We start from the raw sequence: 20,548 nt of genomic DNA on the forward strand, positions 1-20,548 counted from the left end.
CAACTCCTTATTTTTTATCGACTTTTAATAATTCCGCAATCCCTGCCACTGAGCCAATTAAATTGCCTGCTTCTAATGGCATTAATACAACTTTGCTATTATTTGAACTACCAATATGTTTCAAAGCTTCGGTATATTTTTGTGCAATAAAATAATTAATTGCTTTGGTATCCCCATTGGTAATTGCTTCAGATACCATTTGGGTGGCTTTTGCTTCCGCTTCTGCCGAACGTTCGCGTGCTTCCGCTTGTAAAATCGCTTCTTGTTTTTCCCCTTCTGCACGCAAAATACGGGATTGTTTCTCCCCTTCTGCACGTAAAATTTGTGCCTGACGAACCCCTTCGGCCTCCAACACTTCCGCCCGTTTATTACGTTCTGCTTTCATTTGTGCATTCATGGCTTCACTTAATTCACGTGGCGGACGCACATCTCGAATTTCAATACGGGTCACTTTTACGCCCCAAGGATTAGTCGCTTCATCAACGATAGCAAGCAAACGACCATTAATACTATCTCGTTGTGAAAGCATTTCATCTAATTCCATACTCCCTAACACAGTACGAATATTGGTCATCACCAAATTCACAATAGCTTGTTCTAAGTGATTGACTTCATAAGCCGCACTGCGTGCATCAATCACTTGCACAAAACACACCGCATCAATGGACACATTGGCATTATCTTTCGAAATCACTTCTTGCGATGGAATATCTAACACTTGTTCCATCATATTAATTTTACGACCCACACGATCCACAAAAGGAATGACAAAGTTTAATCCCGGTGAAAGGGTTCTGGTATAACGACCAAAACGCTCAATCGTCCAGTGATAACCTTGTGGCACAGTTTTTAAGGTTGAATATAAGATAAACGCAACTAAAGCAATAAACACAATAGTTGCAACGGGTAAGCCATCATAGAAATCCATACTAATCTCCTTAATAAAAAATCTTCAAAACTATAGCATTTTACACCGCAGTTTGTACATATTTATAACCTTTTTCTTGCGGTACAAATTCAAAAATGTGGGTAATACATTGTGGTGCATCTTGATCCTGATGAGAGACAAATAATAATTGAGTGCCACTATTCTTAACTAGCTGATCAATAAAGGATTTTACCAATGTACGATTTAACCCATCCAAACCTTGTAGGGGCTCATCTAAAATTAATATCGGAGGATATTTTACCATTGCTCGCGTAATCAATAATAACCGTTGCTGTCCCCAAGAAAGGGAACGAAAAGGCTTTTTAGCTAAATTCGCAAGATTTATTCGTGCTAGCCATTGCATTGCTTTTACTCGCAAGGCATCTGGAATACGCTGATAAATCCCTATACTATCAAAAAAGCCCGAAATAATCACATCTAACACGGAACAATTGACTCGATAATCCATATGTAGTTGACTGCTGATGTAACCCATTTTGGATTTAATATCCCAAATACTTTCTCCTGTTCCCCGCTGACGACCAAATAATCGTACAATATTGCTATAAGATTGCGGATGATCACCGGTAATAATCGAAAGTAAGGTAGATTTACCGGCTCCATTTGGTCCTTTAATCCACCAGTGTTGATGGGGTTGTACAACCCAGTTCAACTTATCTAAAATGACCTTATCCGCATATTGAATAGTTACGTTTTCCAATTCAAAGTGCGGTATATTTTGATCGATTTTTAGTATTGGAGCAGCACTCTCAGGTAGTGGTACATTAATCGCATTTTCAGCATATTTTAGTTGCTGAAAAATACTATGTTGTTCAATCTCCGTTCGCTTACCCTGTAAAATTAATTCACAATGCGCAAGTAAAGCTATTTGTTTGGCACAGATTGGAATATCATTAAAACGATTAATAATCAGTAATAAAGTGGTTTGTTCTGATAATTGTTGTAATAAATATTGCCACTCTTGTACAGATTTCTGATCCAATCCCTCAAAAGGTTCATCTAAGATCAATAAATCAGGTTGTTGCACCAAGGTTTGAGCTAGCAATATTTTACGGCTTTCACCGGTAGAAACATGCATAAAAGGGCGATCTAGAAATGTCGTGATACCGAGTAATTCAGCATATTGTTCACATAGTTGATGGTGATTTGACCCATTTAAAATAGTCTCACGGGCGGTTTTACCAAAATCATCCGGGCTAATACAATCATTATTACGTTCACGAAAGGTCTGTTCCAAAATCTTCTGTTGTTTTTCAAAAGAAAATTGCTGAATATTATCAAAGGTATTTTCATATAATCCATCATAAACAGGTATTTTACCTTCAATTGCTAAGGAAAAAGCGGTTTTACCACTTCCATTACTCCCCACCACAACCCAAAAATCACCTTGTTGAATTTGAAAGTGCGGTATTTTTAAACGATTTTTTTGATTTAATAAGCATTCTGCTTGTTGAAGATTGACTTGTTTCATGACTTATTACCCTTATTTTATACTAAAATTTCCACCATATTATCTGACTAACAAACAAAAGAAAAGGTTAAACCAACGTTTAACCTTTGCATCAATCAAAACACTATATTATTTTTGATAGTAAGGAGTCGGACCTTTAGGACCTGCAACATTACTTGATTCAGATTGGTTCAATACGATACCGGAAGATTTAATTTCTACGCGACGGTTAGGACGTAAACAATCTCTCAACGCCTGACCACTTTCTCCATCACAAGCTTTAACTTGATTCGCTTTACCATGTCCGGTGACAACAAAATTAGCGTGAACACCTTGTTCAATTAATCGCACTTTAACGCGATCTGCACGACGTTGTGATAAATCTAAGTTATAAGCGTCAGAACCTAAACGGTCGGTATAACCATCAATAGAAACGTTTTTCGCACCTGATTTAATCAATTGTGCTGCCACACTATCGACCACTTCTCGACCTTTAACCGTTAACATGTCGTTATTAAAGTCAAATAAGAAATCACCACTTAAATCAAACGATGAATGACCATTACAGCCATTAGGGTACCAGAAGAAACTTTGTGCATTCATGTTTTTGTCAAACAAAATTTTGTATTGACAAATTTTGTGTTCACCATTTTCACGATAGTTAAAGGCATAATCCCATTCACGCACGCCATATAAACCTTCGGCAAAATGTGGACGACCTAATAAATTACGTATTTGGTCTTTATTCATACCTCGTTCAATCATACGAACATTATCCCAATTTGGCCAAGATCCAAATTGAGATCCATCATGATTAAAAAGAGATTTATCAATTTTAGGCCATACTAAATTAGCCACAGCCTGCTCTGTTGTTTCCCCTGAGGGCTGTCCCTCATCGGTAATATTGCTTAAATTTCCACAAGCTACCAAGGTCGTTGCGGTAATAGTTGATAATAAAAAATGTGATAATTTCATTCGTTTTACCTTAAATAATATGCTCATAATCCTAAAACGCCCAATCATAATTATAGCTAAACTAAAAACAATAATTATCTTAATTCTCGTTATTATTGCAATAATTACTACTATAACCCCAGATTATGGTAATATTAAACAATAATAAAGTAAAACAAATTTCTCCGTATCATAAAAATTTTTTGTAAAGATTGTAAAGACACTATAAAAAGGTTCTTTCATCACCTTTTAACCAATTAAGTAACAAATTATTGGCACTTTCTTCGGTTTGTTTACCTATTTTTTGTAACAAAGATTTTTTCTGCTTATACTGTACACCTAGTACGGATTTTTCACCCATCGCTTGCAAAATTATATCATCGCTGGTGGCAATTTCATCGACCAAATGTAAATCCAAGGCTTGTTGACCAAACCAATGCTCGCCAGTGGCAATTTTCGCCACATCTAACTGCGGTCGATGTTGCGTGACAAATTGTTTAAATAATTCGTGGGTTTGTTCCAATTCTTGCTGGAATTTTTGTTTGCCTTTTTCGGTGTTTTCCCCCAACACCGTAACCGTACGTTTATATTCGCCTGCTGTCATGACATCCACATCTACATCATGTTTTTTCAATAAACGATGAATGTTTGGAATTTGTGCCACCACCCCAACGGAACCGATAATCGCAAAAGGTGCAGAAATAATACGATCTGCCACACAAGCCATCATATAACCTCCACTGGCTGCCACCTTATCCACCGCTACCGTGAGTTTAATCCCTTTTTGTTTTAAACGAGCCAGCTGCGAAGCGGCTAAACCATAGCCATGCACCACACCACCGGGGCTTTCTAAACGTAATAATACTTCATCTTTTGCAGGATCGGCCACTTGCAAAATGGCACTAATTTCTTCACGTAATGCAGTGGTTTCAGACGCTTGAATATCGCCTTTAAAATTCAACACATATAAAATTGGTTTCGTTTCTTCTTCAATCACTTCACCTTTTTTACGTTTAGCTTTCAAGGCTTTCACTTTGGCTTTTTCCGCTTTTTTCTCGGCTTTTTGTTGTTCCTTTAATTCATCTTCAGTTAAATGAAAATCACGCAATTTTTTGCTGTTATCCTCATATTGTTCCGATAAATCGGTAATCTTTAATTCACCATGAGAATGAGCAGACTTCTCTTTTAACGCCATAATCACGGCGACAATCCCAGCAATAACTAATAAAATGGTTAAAATTTCTAAAATAAAAATCCCATAACCGATTGCAATTTCAGACCACATCTCTGTTGTTTCTCCTATAAAAATGCCTAAAAATACACCGCACTTTCGGTGTGACTAACGATTCAATCTTAACTACGTAACCCAATACCACGGCTAATTAAGTAATACGCAATGCCGTATAACACGGAAATAAACAAGATCAAAACTGTAAAGGTATAAACCAAGGGTACATCACTTATGCCTAAAAAACCATAACGAAAACCATTGATCATATACACAATCGGATTTAATTTCGATACACCTTGCCAAAAGGGCGGTAACAGGGCGATCGAATAAAATACCCCTCCTAAATAGGTTAACGGCGTTAACACGAAAGTCGGAATAATACTAATATCATCAAATGATTGAGCAAAAATCGCATTTATCAAGCCCCCCAAGGAAAACGTGGCAGTGGTAAATAACAAGGTCAAAGCAATCACGCCCCAAGCATAAATATCAAAGGACACAAAAAATAACGACACCATGGTGACTAATATCCCGACCAATACTCCCCGTACCATACCACCTGCCATATAGCCTAAAATAATAATATGGGGGGATACTGGGGAAATCAGCAATTCTTCCACATTACGTGCAAATTTCGTGCTATAAAAAGACGAAGCGACATTCGCAAAAGAATTGGTTAAGGACGACATCATAATCAAGCCCGGCACAATAAATTGCATATAACTAAAGCCAGCCATCTCCCCAATTCGACTACCAATTAATTGTCCAAAAATCACAAAATACAACGTCATGGTAATCACCGGAGGCACCAGCGTTTGTACCCAAATCCGCATAAAACGGCGAATTTCTTTGCGTAGAATGGTGTAAAAAGCCACCCAAATTAATTTCATGCTATTTATCCTCTATTGCCGGTTTATTTAACGCCATTCTGACAAATAATTCTTCTAAGCGATTAGTTTTATTCCGCATACTGAGTACCTGTACCTGTTGTGTTGCCAGTTGAATGAACAGAGAATTTAGCCCTTGTTCTCGGTGGACTTCTACTTCAATAGAACATTGCTCCAACGCCTTTATCTGGTAACCTTTAATTTGTGACAACGTCGCATTTTTATCTAAATCTAGAATAAAGGTTTCTGTTTCCAATTTAGCCAGAAGATCTTTCATTGCCATATTTTGCACTAATCGCCCTTGCTGAATAATCCCGATATGGCGACATAACATCTCTGCTTCTTCTAAATAATGCGTGGTTAAAATAATGGTGGTGCCTTGCTGATTGATTTCCGCCAAAAACATCCATAAACTGCGACGTAATTCAATATCCACCCCTGCAGTGGGTTCATCTAAAATCAATAAGTTAGGTTGATGCATTAAGGCTCGTGCAATCATCAAACGGCGTTTCATACCCCCTGATAATCTTCTCGCTTGCTGATGACGTTTATCCCATAAATCCAATCGTTTTAACCAGATTTCAGCTCGCTGCACAGCATCCGCACGCACAATCCCATAATAACCCGCTTGATTAATTAAAATATCCATCACTTTTTCAAACTGGTTAAAATTAAATTCCTGTGGCACTAACCCGATACATTGCTTAACTAAATTCAGCTGTTGATCTAAATCATAGCCAAACACTTTTACCGTGCCACTGGTTTTATTCACCAACGAGCTGATAATGCCGATAGTCGTAGATTTCCCTGCCCCATTATGTCCAAGTAACGCATAAAAATCGCCACGTTCTACGGTTAAGTCAATCCCATGTAAGGCTTTGACACCATTTTTATAAGCCTTGGTTAAGCCTTTTATTTCTAATGCAAACATTTGCGTTTACCTTTTTTGTTATTCTTCTTATTTTCAAGCCGACTATGATAACGTTTTTTACAAAATCAGGCAAAAAACACCGCACTTTTTCTATTTAATCGCTACAAAAAAATCCGAACGCTTAAAGATTGTTGATATTTTGGTTTACACGCCCTGCTATCAAGTATATACTCTTGCTAAATACAAAAATAAAAGGAGCATAAAATGGTTGAAGCATCTGTTTTTATGACTAATCGCACGCAAGCTGTGCGTTTGCCTGCGGAAGTACGATTTGACGAAAATGTAAAAAAAGTCGCCGTGCGAGTGGTTGGGCAAGAACGTATTTTGACCCCATTAGATCAAATGTGGGAGAGCTTTTTCCTATCACCTAATAAGGTCAGTGATGATTTTATGAATGAGCGTAATCAAGGCGTGCAACCTGAGCGTGAGAGTTTTTAATCGGAGAAAATAATGCTGAAATATATGCTAGACACCAATATGGTGATTTATGTCATCAAACACCGTCCGCTTGAAGTGTTGAATATGTTTAATCTCAACATTGGGCGAATGTGTGTGAGTAGCATTACCGTTGGCGAGTTGTATTATGGTGCAGAAAAAAGTGCTTATCCTGAGCGTAATTTGAGTGTGATTGATGACTTTCTTTCTCGCCTAAAAGTCGTAGATTACACGCCCAAAAATGCCGCCCATTATGGCAATATTAAAGCCGAATTAAGCAAACAAGGTAATCTTATCGGTGAAAATGATCTGCATATTGCCGCTCACGCTCGCAGTGAAGGATTAATTTTGGTAAGTAATAATCTGCGAGAATTTGAGCGAGTTTCAGGATTAATCACCCAAAATTGGATTAAAGAATAAAAGTATAGCAAACCTATTTCAACACTCTCGTGAAATAACACAAAAATCCCTTGACAAAATTCTTTTGTACTAGTTTAATAGTACAAAAGAATTTTAATAAGGATATTTTATGTTTCAACCTTATATTCAGGTATTGAATAAACAAGTAGATTATCATCTTGATCTCACCCAAGTGCTAACCACCCTTTGTCCACCCAATACGAATAGTTTACTGCTTGAAAGTGCGGAGATTTCCAGTAAAAATAGTTTAAAAAGTTTGTTACTGATCAATGCGGCAGTAAAAATTTCTTGCACAGGACAAATTGTCACATTTAAAGCATTAACGGATAATGGAAATACCGTTTTAATTCACCTTGAACAAAAGTTACAGGGTTTAGCTACACTCACGAAACTTAATCAAACTACCCTACAAGCAGAATTTGCAGCACTCGATCAAAATCTTGATGAAGACAGTAAATTACAATCTGCCACTGTATTTGACGGACTTCGTCAAATTGCTACGCTTTATTCTCATAGTCAAACGCCCATTTTTTTAGGCGGATTATTTGCCTATGATTTAGTGGCAAATTTTATTCCGATGGACGGTATTCAGTTACAAGATGATGGTTTAACCTGCCCCGATTATGTCTTTTATCTAGCAGAAAATTTACTGCGTTTTGATCACCCAACCCAACAGGCAACATTGCAAACTTTCTGTTTTAATTCCAAAGCATTAGCGGATTTGCAACAAAGTGCGGTGAAAATTTCGCAAGATTTACAGAACTTGAAACCGTTACCCGCCATTCAAAAAGCGGATACGCAGGTACAAATTAATCACGATGACGGCAAATTTAAACAAATTATCACCGCACTTAAACGTCATATTTATGACGGTGATGTATTCCAAATTGTGCCATCTCGCCGTTTTTCGTTGCCTTGTCCCAATACGCTGGCGACCTATCGTCAGTTAAAATTGAATAATCCAAGCCCCTATATGTTCTTTATGCAAGATGATGAATTTACCCTATTCGGTGCATCACCTGAAAGTGCATTAAAATATTCAGCGGAAAATCGCCAGTTGGAAATTTACCCGATTGCAGGATCTCGCCCACGGGGATTTGATGCCAATGGTCAGATCGATCCTGAACTTGATGCTCGTTTAGAATTAGAAATGCGATTAGATCATAAAGAATTAGCCGAACATTTGATGTTGGTGGATTTAGCCCGTAACGATATTGCTCGAGTCTGCGAAAGTGGTACACGTCAAGTGTGTGATTTAATGCAGGTCGATCGCTATTCACATATTATGCACTTGGTTTCTCGTGTAGTGGGTAAACTTCGCTCTGAATTAGATGCCTTACATGCTTATCAAGCCTGTATGAATATGGGAACGCTAACAGGTGCGCCGAAAATTAAAGCTATGCAGTTGATTTATCAATTTGAGCAAGAAAAACGCCATAGCTACGGCGGTGCAGTGGGCTATTTAGGTTCAGACGGTAATTTCGACACTTGCATTGTGATTCGTTCCGCCTTTGTACAAAATGGCATAGCACACGTGCAAGCAGGCTGTGGCGAAGTGTTGGATTCCGATCCACAAATGGAAGCGGACGAAACTCGTCATAAAGCTCGTGCGGTGTTAAATACCATTATTCAAACTAACCAACTCGCATAAGGAACAAATTATGGCAACTATCGTATTTTTAGACAATTTTGATTCCTTTACTTACAATCTGGTGGATCAATTCCGCACACTGGGGCATAACGTAAAAGTCTATCGCAACGACTGCGATCTGGATTTTTTAACCAAAATCTGCCTTGAACCTGACAGTATTTTGGCACTCTCTCCCGGACCTGGTACACCTGCTCAAGCTGGCAATATGCTTGCCTTAATTGAGAAAGTCAAAAATCAAGTGCCGATTATTGGGATTTGTTTGGGACATCAAGCCTTAATTGAATCTTTCGGCGGCAAGGTGGTTCATGCAGGCGAAGTGTTACACGGCAAAGTGTCAAAAATCAACCATGATGAACAAGCCATGTTTAAGAATTTACCTAATCCAATGCCCGTGGCTCGCTATCATTCCCTCATGGGAACCGAATTACCCGATGAATTAATCGTCAATGCAGAATATCACCATATTATTATGGCAATTCGTCATCGCACCTTGCCAATTTGTGCCTTTCAATTTCACCCTGAAAGTATTTTAACTGTTCAAGGTGGAAAATTATTAGAAAATTCAATTCGTTGGTTAGTTAACCGATAAGAGGAAATTATGATTATTGTTTATGGTTTAAAACACACGCTTGCACCACGAAAACAGCAGATTATGCAGGCAATTTACGATTGCTTAAATATGCAACTGGATATTCCCCCACGTAAACATACTTTACGTTTTATCGGCTTAGAACGAGAAGATTTTTTCTGTCCCGAGGGGCGAACGGACGATTTTATTGTGGTTGAAATTAACCTGATGCAAGGGCGTTCCGAAGATACCAAAAAACGGCTGATTAAAATGCTGTTTTGTGAATTGGAACAACGGGCGGATATTAATGCCATTGATGTGGAAATCACCATTAAAGAACAACCGCCACATTGTTGGGGTTTCCGTGGTATGACAGGTGACGAAGCCAACGACTTAGCTTATAGTATTTATCGTTAAGGAGAACAAAATGACAACCGAACAATTACTGGCTCAACTCTTTGAAAAACAACCATTAAGCCAAAAACAAGCAGAACAACTATTTAACGCTGTTATGCACGGTGAATTAGCCAATGAACAATTAGCAGGGGCATTAATTGCCTTAAAATTACGTGGCGAAACACCAGAAGAAATCAGTGGTGCAGTCAATGCTGTGGTGGCAAATGCTCAACATTTCCCTACCCCATATTATGATTTTGCCGATATTGTCGGAACGGGGGGAGATGGTGCCAACACCATTAATATTTCCACTGCCTCTGCCATTGTGGCTGCCAGTCTTGGTTTTAAAGTTGCCAAACACGGCAATCGTAGTGTATCGAGCAAAACTGGGGCGAGTGATGTACTGAGTGCGTTAGGGGTAAATATTGGAATGCGTGCTGAAACCGCACGCAAGGCGTTAGATGAAACCAATATTTGCTTTTTATGGGCGCAACAATATCATCAAGGTTTTAAATATGCTGCTCCAGTTCGCCAAGCCTTGAAGACTCGCACATTGTTTAACATTCTTGGTCCATTATGTAACCCTGCTCGCCCAACGCATCAATTATTAGGGGTGTATTCGCCAGATTTAATTAAACCTTATGCGGAAACGGTAGTCCGTTTAGGAGGTAAAAATACCATTGTGGTACATGGTTTAGGGCTAGATGAAGTCGCCATTCATGGCAGAACGGATATCGCAGAAATTAGAAACGGCAAGATTGAATATTACAGGGTCACACCGTATGATTTCGGTTTTGAACCACAACCACTAGAAAGCCTACGTGGTGGTGAACCAGCAGAAAATGCACAATTTCTCACCGCACTTTTACAAGGCAAAGGCAAAACCGAACACGTTCAAGCCGTGGCAATGAACGTAGCCATGTTAATGAAAGTGTTTGGTCATCAAGATTTGAAACAAAATGCAGAACAAGTCCTTGGTGTGATAGCAAGCGGTAAACCTTATCAAACTTTGCTAAAATTAACCCAGTATTAACATATAAACATTGTAGGGGCGTATTGCATACGCCCAAAAATCCTACATAAATCATGAATAATGATAAAATTGAGCGTTAGGGCGTATGCAATACGCCCCTACAACTATCAAAACAATCCAGAATAAAAAAATATGAACATCAACAAAAACGCCCCAACCATTCTCCAAAAAATCGTACTCGATAAATTGGACTGGGTAAAACAGAAAAAAACCGAATTTCCGCTAAACGAATTTCAACAAAAAATCACCCATTCTGACCGCAGTTTTTATCAAGCCCTAATGTCATCAAAGACACAAGGCAATCATCAACAACCTGCTTTTATTTTAGAATGTAAAAAAGCCTCGCCGTCTAAAGGCTTAATTCGTGCCGAATTCAATTTGGCAGAGATTGCTCATGTATATAAACATTATGCGACCGCTATTTCCGTACTGACTGATGAAAAATATTTCCAAGGTGATTTTGCTTATATTCAGCAAGTACGAAATATCGTCAGCCAGCCCGTGTTATGCAAGGATTTTATGGTGGACGAATACCAAGTTTATTTGGCTCGCTACCACCAAGCAGATGCGATTTTATTAATGCTTTCCGTGGTAGATGATGAAACATACCAAAAATTATCTGACCTTGCTCATCAGCTTGATATGGGTGTATTAACCGAAACCAGTAACGAAGCGGAATTTGAACGAGCCTTGAGCTTAGGGGCAAAAATTATCGGGGTAAATAACCGTAATTTGCACGATCTCACGGTGGATTTAAATCGGGTCAAATACTTGGTGGAAAAATATCAACATCAGATTCCAGCGGATTCTCGCATTATCAGCGAATCAGGGATTTATACACACGCTCAAGTGCAACAGCTAAAATCTGTGTCACACGGCTTTTTAATCGGCAGTAGCTTAATGGGTAGTACAGATTTAAATAATGCCGTACGTTCAGTGATTTTCGGCGAAAATAAAGTCTGCGGTTTAACTCGTCCGCAAGATGTGCAAGAAGCATACAAGCAAGGCGCTTTATACGGCGGTTTAATTTTTGCGGAAAAATCCCCAAGGAAGCTCAGTTTGAGACAAGCACAAGAATTAGTCACCACTGCCCCATTGCGTTTTGTCGGTGTTTTCCAGAATCAGGAAATTGATTTTATCGTGAAAATTGCCAGCCAACTGCAACTTTTTGCGGTGCAATTACACGGTTCAGAAAATGCCGAATTTATCACCGCACTTCGTGCCGAACTGCCTGAAAATATTCAAATCTGGCAAGCGGTTTCGGTGGATATTGACAACCAAACTGCGCTGCAAATTGATGAAATTTCAGTGGTCAATCGCTATGTTCTCGATAGTCAAATAGGTAATCAACAAGGCGGTACAGGCAAACCCTTTGACTGGTCAAAAATTCCTGCCGAATTGAAAAATCGCATTATGCTAGCAGGTGGGATTAGTCCAGAAAATATTGATCTTGCGCTTCAACAAGGCTGTTTAGGACTAGACTTAAATTCAGGCGTAGAAAGTGCCAAAGGGATAAAAAGTGCGGAGAAATTGACTGCAGTTTTTGAAAAAATTCATCGTTTTTAAATGAACTAAAGGGCGGATTTTTCCGCCCTAATATTTCCGCTCAAACCTTAATCTTGCTGATTGCTCGCATTGCTCACAATATGCAAATCCATTTGGTCATAAGGAATAGATACACCCGCTTCATCAAAGGCAAGTTTGACCTGTTCCAACATATCCCAATACACCGTCCAGTAATCGGAGGTTTTCACCCAGCAACGAGTTTTTAGCTGCACACTGCTTGCTTCTAATGCACCAACCACCACGGTAGCGGCTGGATTTTTTAGGATCAACTCGTGTTTTGCCAACAAACTATCCACGATTTCTTTGGCTTGTTTTAGGTTAGATTCATAGGAAATATCAAAATCCCATTCCACACGGCGAGTGTGATTAAGGGAATAATTGACAATGCTATCGGAAAACACCTTACCATTTGGTACGAGTACACCTTTGTTATCGCCCGTTTTTAGCTCTAACATCAGCAAGCCCATTTGTTTCACGGTACCTGATTTTCCCCCTGCTTCAATAAAATCGCCTGTTTTAAAAGGTTTGAAAATCAGCAACATCACACCCGCAGCGAAATTTTGCAAGGAATTTTGCAAGGATAAACCAATGGCTAAACCAGCCGCACCGATTAATGCCACCAAGGAACTGGTGTTAATGCCTAATTGAGATAAAGCGGCAATCACCGTAATTAATAACAATAAGAAATAACTGATAGAGCTAACAAAACTTTTTAGCATATCATCTTTAGAAGAAGCCAATACCGCTTTGCCTAAAATATTGCTCACAAATCTAGAAATGTGTTTACCGATCCAAAAAATTAAAATAGCAAGTAAAATCTTGGTTCCATAAGGAATAACCCACTCATTAAGAATTTGTTTAATATCCATATTGATAAAAGATTCAACAATTTGCCCCGTTTGTCCAACGATGTCTAACTGTACGTTTTCTGTATTTTCTGACATTACTGCCCCTCATTTGTTAATAAAATGTTATTACAACATAAATTCACTCAGATTACAAACCTGCTCCCGCCTTAATCCGATCCGCAAACATGCCGACACTTAACGCATAATAGTTGGAACGGTTCCAGTCTAAAATGGTGCGAAAATTATTTGAAACTAAGAATGCTCTTCCTACTTGTTTATCAGGTAACACCAACCAAAGATCCGCAGAAGATAAGGCAGTTAATTTTTGTGCTTCGGCACTGCTTTTTAGCATGATACCTTGAGCTTGCCAATTTGTTAAAGAACGTGCTTTATTTTTTTCCGTACCAGATAAAGCAAGATTAACGGGCTGAGTAAGCTGTACTTCTACGCCCCAAGGTAAACGGTTATCCCAGCCGACAGTATGCAAATAATTTGCAATCGAAGCAAAAACGTCATGTTCATTTTGCCAAATATCTTTACGACCGTCATTATCACCATCTACAGCATAATTTAGATAGGAGGTTGGCATAAATTGGGTTTGTCCCATTGCACCCGCCCATGAACCTAGCATTTGAGTTCGGTTTAAATAACCTTGATCCAGCATTTTCATTGCATTAATAAATTCTTGGCTAAATAATTTTTCACGGCGACCGTCAAAAGCCAAGGTGGCTAACACAGAAAGCACATCATAGTTACCTTGATAGTAACCAAAACTGCTTTCCATGCCCCACAGTGCCAAAATAAATTCTTGTTGCACACCGTATTTTTGGCTGGCTTTTTGCAATGACGTGCGAACGTCCCAATAATTATCTTCCGCTTTATTCACCTTGGCTTGGGTTAAGTGTTTATTAATATAATTTGTTACGCCGTTCGGATTGGGTGGTAACGGTGGTTGATTTTTAAGGCGTGCCGCATTGCCCGCTTGTTTTTGATCTAAACGTACCGCACTTTCAATATAATGAATGTTATTTTGAGCATTTAAGGTTTTCGCAGATACGCCCTGTCCCACGGCTTTTTGTTTTAAAAATTGTACGTAATCATTAAAATTATCTAACGTACGATCTTTGCTGTAGATTGCATTACTGTCTAACGCATTGACGGCTGAGTTTGACGTATTATTTGATGAAGAACAACCAGCTAAGATTAACCCCGTACAAAGTGCGGTGATTTCTAATAAAGTTTTCATTTACGTTCCTACTTCCGAATAAATTTATAGATTATTTCCAATAATGATTTTGGCAATAAGCGTAGCAACATGCGAGATAAAAAGACCACCAAACCTGACACCGGATTTTGTAATTTCACTTGCGATTTTAATTGATAAAGTTGCCATTCAAATTTGGCTTGCTCAATGCCACGTCGGCGACCCACCATGCCATTCCCTACCCTTGCATAAACCAGTACATCAGGCAAATTGGCGACATTTGTCGGATGGTGAGCGACTAAGTTAATCCATAAATAATAATCTTCTTGCAAACCTTGATAACCGCCTGCATTCAATACCGCTTGGCGTTTATAAGCCACGGTCATGTGATTAAACGGGCAACGTTTTTGGGTGAATTTTACAATTTCATCCGCAGTGGTTGGCACTTTACGGAAGCTAACAATATCCTCAATCGATGATCCAAATTCTGCAATTTGTCCGCCGAAAATCACCACATCAGGATTTTCTTCAATAAAAGCAAGCTGTTTTTCAAAACGGTCAGGATAGCAAATATCGTCCGTATCCATGCGGAAAACCCATTCATGGCTCGCCGATTTTATCCCTTGATTTAACGCTTTACCTAAACCAACATTTTGTTCTAATGGGACTAATTTAAAAGGTAATGTTGCTTTAAATTCATCAATCACCGCCTGCAATTCTGATGTAATCGCACCGTCTAACACCAACACAATTTCATCGGCTGGGTGAGTTTGATCGACTAAACTTTGTAAACATTCCCGTAAGAATGTGGGATTTTCCTTGATGTATAAGGACATTAATACTGAAAATTTCATTGTTTGTTCCGTTTAAATATAGCGTTTTAAATTTATCGCCAACCGCGGCGAAATGCTGCTCACAATAGCAATCATCAAATGCTTAACATTGTGGCTCAACATAAAAATCTTGAAATAATAATAACCTGCTTTACGTGATAAATTCATCGCATAAGGATATGCCAGCATATACAACGAATTGATGGCAAAATTTTTCGCTTGCTGTTCAGTTTTGACATATTGTTGACCGATCATCGCAATGGCTTTTTCGGTGTTTTCCGTATTCGTGGATACACTCGATCTTTTGGTATGAAAAGCACAGATACTCAATGGCTCATCAATATATTTTGGGCGAAAATCAGGGCAACTTACGGCTTTTAACACAAATTCATAATCTTCTAAAGATTTTAACGCCGTGGATAATCCACCTAACTGCCAAAAGAAGTCTTTTTTAATCGCAATCATCGGCATACCACCGATTTTATTGACCAATAAAATCCTTTCTAATGAAATCTCTTGCTCTTTAATCGGCTTAGTCACATAACTAAATTTCTCATTCACCATTTCACATTTGGCAGGATGATAAATAAAGTTCAGCGTTGAATTTTGCTCAATGGTTTCGGCAATCATTTGACATTTTCGCTCATCAAAACGATCATCATCATCTAAAAATAATAACCACTCGCCTGTTGCCATTTTGGCACCATTATTACGACTTTGAGCGGGTCCAGCATTTTGTTCATTACGAATAAGTTTAACCTCAAAGCTAAAAGTGCGGTCAATTTTTAATGGATTTGGCGAACAATCATCAACCACAATGACATCAAAATTCTTTGCGGTTTGTTGTTCTAAACTCACCAATAAACGATTAACTTCCAGATTACGATTATAGGAAGGTATGATAATACTAAACATGATTTTTTCTCACAATTTGTTTACCCTGCCCACCAAACAACGAAATAAACATTAAAAAGATAAACATAATCCCAGGGTAAGCGTAGGTATCGGCTTTGACATTTAATAAACTCAACAATAACAAGCTAGATAAAATAAATTTCCAACTGCCATTAAACCAGTTATCCGCAATCCGTTTCACAAAATAAGCAGTCACCACAAAACAAACTGCAATATAACCGATACCACCATATAATGCCTGACGAATAAAACCAGAGTCCGATCCGCCATAATAACCTTTGCCGTTCAGATTATAATATAAGCCGTCACCTATCATCAGTTGTTTTAAACCTGGCATAAATAAATGTTTTTGCATTAAGGTATCGGTGGAAGAAGATAACCCAGTAGAAATACCAATAAATTTAGACGCTGGACGATCTGTCCCATAAATCAAATTAATCAAGGGTTCTAAAGCATGTTCAATATAAAGGCTTGATTGATAATTTATGGCTAAAACAAAAATTAATATACCAAACAATATTATCGGCAAAATATAATCTCGTTTAAAATAAAGGACTAAGCTGAAAACGGAGAGTAATAAAAATGTTCTGCCTGAAATCAATCCGATACATAACATTAAAAACACATAAATCCCTTGCAATTTAGCGTGCTTCTCGGCATAAGCTAATAAAAAATGCAAAAGCATTAAGTAAAAGGCACTTAATTGGAAAAAGGCGGATGATGTTATGTTGTATAAACGATATTCCTGCTCCGATCCTGTAAACCGCGGTAAAATGGCACTGGCATTTGTACCTAATGCAATGCTGACTAAAAACGGAATACCCGTTAGTGCTAAAACACCCATAATAGACTGTGCCACTATTCCTATTTTAATATCTCGAATAAATAGGCTTTTTTCTTGTTGCAGATAAAATAAATTATAAATTGCAATCCCCAATATAAATATCACCAACAGTTTAATATACATACTCAGTACACCAAACTCTGCTGTACCATTAATCAAAATCGGGATCACGGAAACAAGCACTAAAGCAGCACAAACGAATAAACTGTCTGCTGGAATAATCACTTGATTAATTTGTTTTTTATACCATTTATAAGCCAACCATAACACCGCAATAACACCAGCGACTAGACTCATTCGGATAAAATGAAAAGTCCAAGGATCATAAAGATAAAATAAATTAAATAATGCTGACATTATAAATTTCTCTTAATCGCTAATAGCTTTTTGGCTGGAAATTTCAGCCATTTTTGCCACCAACTATGTTTTAAGGCAGCACGTAAATCGGCTAAATTACTGGCTAATTTGGGGTTTTCAATCACCATTAACGGACGAATCACGACAATATCTAAGCCTAATTGTTTCTCAAACCAAATAAAATCATCTGCCAACCAGAAGATCTTTTGCTGTTGTTCAATGTAATCTAAGAACTTTTGACAAGCCGATTTTGTTATTAAATAAGCCACCGTGCCTGCAAAATAATTTTTATAAGGATAAGCATAACGATAACCCGTTGTCGCTATCTTCTTTTGCAGAAAACGCAATGTGGTTGGATAATTAATCTTCAACTCAATATCATCAAAGGTTGGGATTTTTGATTGTCCGACTAAAATAATATCGGCGGTAAGACTTTCAGTTAAAAGTGCGGTCAAATTTTGCTGAAAATTTTCTGCCAACAACGCATCATCTTCACAGACTAAAGCATAGTCATTTGCTTGAACAGTTTCATCATCTACAATTTTTTGATAAACCGCTAAATGGCTTAAAGTACAACCGATTTCCCCTTTAGTCACTTCTCGCCCGTAGGCTTGTTTAAACCCATTAAAATCAAAACGGCTTTCTAATTCTGATGGTGACAAATTCATGGTATTAATAGCATTAAATACGTCAAAATCTGCTGTATCTGGTTGAGAGAAAAATAATTTCCTACGTTGTATGTCTTTTTCTAAAGAAATTAAAAATTTTCGCATTTTACACCGCACTTTTTTATTCAGTTGTGTTGCTCACCAATATATCGGTGATCGGGTATTTAAAATAATAAATTAACGAAATCAATAAACGAGTTAAACTGGCTCCGATAAGGGCATAAGCCAAGCCATATAATTGAAGATCACGTAATAAATAAAATAAAACCACAAATACCACAATAGCAATTAATTGTCGCACAAACAATAAAATCTGTTTGCCAAATAGCAACATATTTTGTGATAACACCCAAGATAGACCAGCAATAATCGCATTCACAATAAACCAAATTAACACCGGTGCGACTTCTATATATTTAGCACTGAAGAAAAACGCAATCACTGGTTTGGCTAACAACGGCACTAGAATTAATGCCCCAACGCTAATTAACGCAATCACGACTAACACGGATTTAATTCGATTTAATTTATTTAATAAGCCCGAATAATAATAATCCGCCAACATATTAATAAATTTGGTCATTAAACTATCAAAGGCAATACACACCGTGTAAAGACCTAACGTATAATGGCCAAGAAAATACACCACCAAAAATTTATCTAAACTGGCAGTGGTCGCCCCAAAGGTTTGTAATACATTTTGCTTAAACCAAGTGGTGAAGAAAAATTTGCGTTCAATGGAAACTACTCGATTACGTTGGGTGAAATCTTTATCAATTTGATATAAATAAATAAGACAAAAAATAGCCTGAATAGTGCTGTATAAGGTTAATAAATACAGGGCAATTTGGAGTGGTTGCTCCTGAAATAACAGATAAGTCACGCCATACACCAACACCAATAAAATCGGTTGTTGTAAGGTTAAACGACGATAAACGATCATCTTAGGATCAATTTTACTTTTTTCTAGCGTAATGGTTAACACAGCGGTTAATAGCACATTCAGCATAAATAAGCCGTAATAATCCGTCACATTAAAGAAAAACACGGCGACATTGGCGACCAATACAGCTAAGGCTAAAAATAATAGAAAATAACCTTTCCAATGTGTATATTGGTTATTCCGCATACTCAAAGCAAACGCAAAACCGACTCCCCCAGTGGCAAACGTAGTCACATAAGAAACCGAAGTCACAAACAGCTGATGTACTCCCCGATCTTGTACCGATAACAAGCGAGCTAAGATAAAAGAGCTGACTAAAGTCAACCCCATGCTTAATAAAGTAATCGCAATGAGCTTAATAAAATGATTATTTTTCATAGAGCGTTGTGTAATCTATGTCTTTTGTCCATTGCTGATAATAGCCTAAATTTTTCCCATAGGAATTATCACACACTTGATTTGGAATACCCAATAAACAAGAAAAAATATGTCCATGTAATCGGCTGGTAATCACATTATCATAGCTTAAAAAAATCCTTTGACAGCGTTCGATCACGTTTAACGCATGTTGATACCATAGATCGTTAATTTTATTTTTCATAAACGCTAAATGAAATTTATTGGCGATTTTGGAAAAACGACTACACCATAATTCAAATTTCAAATCACTTGGTAATAAAATATCTTCCCAATCTTTCACGTTATCTAGGTTAGCTAATTGAGCTTGAATTTCTGTTTCAATATAGCTTTTTTCAATATCTTTGCGTAAAAAATAGAGTGTTTTTTGCACCGCACTTTGGTGCAAACTGCGGTCTTTTTGTGGCAAGTTTCCGTAAAGCTGATGAGCCATATCAGGCGACAAATAACTATTCTTCGAAAAATGGCTTTGCATTAATTGAAAGGTTTTACTATCACGTGCAAATAAATGCAGATCAGAATGAGAAGAAAATAATTCTGCGGCTACCAACATGGCTTTTTCATCGGAAAAATGAGCAGTCTGTGGCAATAAAATGATCCGATTATGTGGAAATTCTCGCACAATATCTTCTCGCATCTGTTGAATGAGTGGATACAGATCCCCAAAGTTTCCACCGCCGTGACACAAAATCGTGGTATTCGGTTGAATATATTTTTTGACTTCATGAATATCGAAAGCCTGCAATGAACGTCTTAAACGAATCTTGATGTGATAATCTTTGAAAAATTGTTCCGTGCCAGCATAGATTAATAAATCCCCAACATTTAAATGTAACGGATAATCAAAATACAGCACGTCATTTTTATCAATAATTAAGCTGTTAATTTGTTGTAATTTTTGTTTTAATGATTGTAAGACTGCATTCATTCCTAAAGACGTTCCATAGCCGAGTAAAGAGATTAGCAAATTGCTTATCATAGCATTTTTCAAGGGCTTTGACAGCGTTTTAATGATTGAGTTTCGTTTAATTTTCGGGAATAATAACCG

At 37.7% G+C, this 20,548-nt stretch carries 21 protein-coding genes; 7 read left to right on the forward strand and 14 right to left on the reverse strand.

The genetic code is table 11. The features are described 5' to 3' along the window. Positions 1-7 precede the first annotated feature (7 nt). The 6 genes from E0709_RS08575 to E0709_RS08600 all read right to left on the reverse strand — a co-directional run bounded on the left by E0709_RS08575 (position 8) and on the right by E0709_RS08600 (position 6,402). Positions 8-928, reverse strand: coding sequence for an SPFH domain-containing protein (locus tag E0709_RS08575; protein ID WP_132302463.1), 921 nt, complete (start codon positions 926-928; stop codon positions 8-10). A gap of 40 nt (positions 929-968) precedes the next feature. After that, positions 969-2,420 carry a molybdate ABC transporter ATP-binding protein ModF gene (modF, locus tag E0709_RS08580; RefSeq protein WP_132302462.1) on the reverse strand — a complete coding sequence of 484 codons (1,452 nt, stop codon included), beginning with the start codon at positions 2,418-2,420 and terminating at the stop codon, positions 969-971. Positions 2,421-2,528: 108 nt separating this feature from the next. After that, entirely contained in the window at positions 2,529-3,374 is an 846-nt protein-coding gene (locus E0709_RS08585) for an OmpA family protein (RefSeq protein ID WP_132302461.1), read from the reverse strand. Between the two features lie 202 nt (positions 3,375-3,576). Further along, a complete protein-coding gene (gene sohB / locus E0709_RS08590) occupies positions 3,577-4,638 on the reverse strand; it encodes a protease SohB (protein ID WP_132302460.1) in 1,062 nt (353 codons plus the stop codon). A gap of 68 nt (positions 4,639-4,706) precedes the next feature. Next, a complete protein-coding gene (locus E0709_RS08595) occupies positions 4,707-5,474 on the reverse strand; it encodes an ABC transporter permease (RefSeq protein ID WP_132302459.1) in 768 nt (255 codons plus the stop codon). 1 nt (position 5,475) lies between these two features. After that, the gene (locus E0709_RS08600) at positions 5,476-6,402 is read right to left on the reverse strand and encodes an ABC transporter ATP-binding protein (protein ID WP_132302458.1); all 927 of its coding nucleotides are present in this window, start codon (positions 6,400-6,402) and stop codon (positions 5,476-5,478) included. Positions 6,403-6,606: 204 nt separating this feature from the next. Between E0709_RS08600 and vapB the strand changes: the two genes are divergently transcribed. The 7 genes from vapB to trpCF all read left to right on the forward strand — a co-directional run bounded on the left by vapB (position 6,607) and on the right by trpCF (position 12,471). After that, positions 6,607-6,840, forward strand: a complete 234-nt coding sequence (gene vapB / locus E0709_RS08605) for a type II toxin-antitoxin system VapB family antitoxin (protein ID WP_132302457.1) — start codon at positions 6,607-6,609, stop codon at positions 6,838-6,840. Between the two features lie 12 nt (positions 6,841-6,852). Beyond that, positions 6,853-7,257: a type II toxin-antitoxin system tRNA(fMet)-specific endonuclease VapC gene (gene vapC / locus E0709_RS08610; RefSeq protein WP_132302456.1), complete on the forward strand. Its 405-nt coding sequence runs from the start codon at positions 6,853-6,855 to the stop codon at positions 7,255-7,257. Positions 7,258-7,366: 109 nt separating this feature from the next. Continuing rightward, the gene (trpE, locus tag E0709_RS08615; protein WP_132302455.1) at positions 7,367-8,908 is read left to right on the forward strand and encodes an anthranilate synthase component I; all 1,542 of its coding nucleotides are present in this window, start codon (positions 7,367-7,369) and stop codon (positions 8,906-8,908) included. Between the two features lie 10 nt (positions 8,909-8,918). After that, positions 8,919-9,497 carry an aminodeoxychorismate/anthranilate synthase component II gene (locus E0709_RS08620; RefSeq protein ID WP_132302454.1) on the forward strand — a complete coding sequence of 193 codons (579 nt, stop codon included), beginning with the start codon at positions 8,919-8,921 and terminating at the stop codon, positions 9,495-9,497. Between the two features lie 9 nt (positions 9,498-9,506). Then, positions 9,507-9,893, forward strand: a complete 387-nt coding sequence (locus E0709_RS08625; protein ID WP_132302453.1) for a tautomerase family protein — start codon at positions 9,507-9,509, stop codon at positions 9,891-9,893. Positions 9,894-9,903: 10 nt separating this feature from the next. Then, complete coding sequence (trpD, locus tag E0709_RS08630; RefSeq protein ID WP_132302452.1) at positions 9,904-10,905, forward strand: anthranilate phosphoribosyltransferase; 1,002 nt, start codon at positions 9,904-9,906, stop codon at positions 10,903-10,905. A gap of 132 nt (positions 10,906-11,037) precedes the next feature. Beyond that, positions 11,038-12,471, forward strand: a complete 1,434-nt coding sequence (gene trpCF / locus E0709_RS08635; RefSeq protein ID WP_132302451.1) for a bifunctional indole-3-glycerol-phosphate synthase TrpC/phosphoribosylanthranilate isomerase TrpF — start codon at positions 11,038-11,040, stop codon at positions 12,469-12,471. Between the two features lie 47 nt (positions 12,472-12,518). Here the strand turns inward: trpCF and E0709_RS08640 are convergent, their stop codons facing one another. The 8 genes from E0709_RS08640 to E0709_RS08675 are packed head-to-tail and all read right to left on the reverse strand — an operon-like array spanning position 12,519 to position 20,428. Continuing rightward, positions 12,519-13,415 carry a mechanosensitive ion channel family protein gene (locus E0709_RS08640; protein WP_132302450.1) on the reverse strand — a complete coding sequence of 299 codons (897 nt, stop codon included), beginning with the start codon at positions 13,413-13,415 and terminating at the stop codon, positions 12,519-12,521. A gap of 52 nt (positions 13,416-13,467) precedes the next feature. Continuing rightward, positions 13,468-14,565 carry a lytic murein transglycosylase gene (locus E0709_RS08645; protein ID WP_132302449.1) on the reverse strand — a complete coding sequence of 366 codons (1,098 nt, stop codon included), beginning with the start codon at positions 14,563-14,565 and terminating at the stop codon, positions 13,468-13,470. A gap of 8 nt (positions 14,566-14,573) precedes the next feature. Then, complete coding sequence (locus E0709_RS08650) at positions 14,574-15,377, reverse strand: glycosyltransferase family 2 protein (RefSeq protein WP_132302448.1); 804 nt, start codon at positions 15,375-15,377, stop codon at positions 14,574-14,576. Between the two features lie 12 nt (positions 15,378-15,389). After that, positions 15,390-16,271 carry a glycosyltransferase family 2 protein gene (locus E0709_RS08655; RefSeq protein ID WP_132302447.1) on the reverse strand — a complete coding sequence of 294 codons (882 nt, stop codon included), beginning with the start codon at positions 16,269-16,271 and terminating at the stop codon, positions 15,390-15,392. Next, entirely contained in the window at positions 16,264-17,472 is a 1,209-nt protein-coding gene (locus E0709_RS08660; protein ID WP_132302446.1) for a hypothetical protein, read from the reverse strand. The genes E0709_RS08655 and E0709_RS08660 overlap by 8 nt, the downstream gene beginning before the upstream one ends. Next, positions 17,472-18,245, reverse strand: coding sequence for a glycosyltransferase family 25 protein (locus E0709_RS08665; RefSeq protein WP_132302445.1), 774 nt, complete (start codon positions 18,243-18,245; stop codon positions 17,472-17,474). Before E0709_RS08665 ends, E0709_RS08660 begins: the two co-directional genes overlap by 1 nt. 16 nt (positions 18,246-18,261) lie before the next feature. Then, complete coding sequence (locus tag E0709_RS08670) at positions 18,262-19,461, reverse strand: lipopolysaccharide biosynthesis protein (protein ID WP_132302444.1); 1,200 nt, start codon at positions 19,459-19,461, stop codon at positions 18,262-18,264. Then, positions 19,451-20,428: a polysaccharide pyruvyl transferase family protein gene (locus E0709_RS08675; RefSeq protein WP_132302443.1), complete on the reverse strand. Its 978-nt coding sequence runs from the start codon at positions 20,426-20,428 to the stop codon at positions 19,451-19,453. Before E0709_RS08675 ends, E0709_RS08670 begins: the two co-directional genes overlap by 11 nt. Positions 20,429-20,548 lie beyond the last annotated feature (120 nt).

The sequence above is a fragment of the Lonepinella koalarum genome (genome assembly GCF_004565475.1).
Lineage (GTDB): Bacteria > Pseudomonadota > Gammaproteobacteria > Enterobacterales > Pasteurellaceae > Lonepinella > Lonepinella koalarum.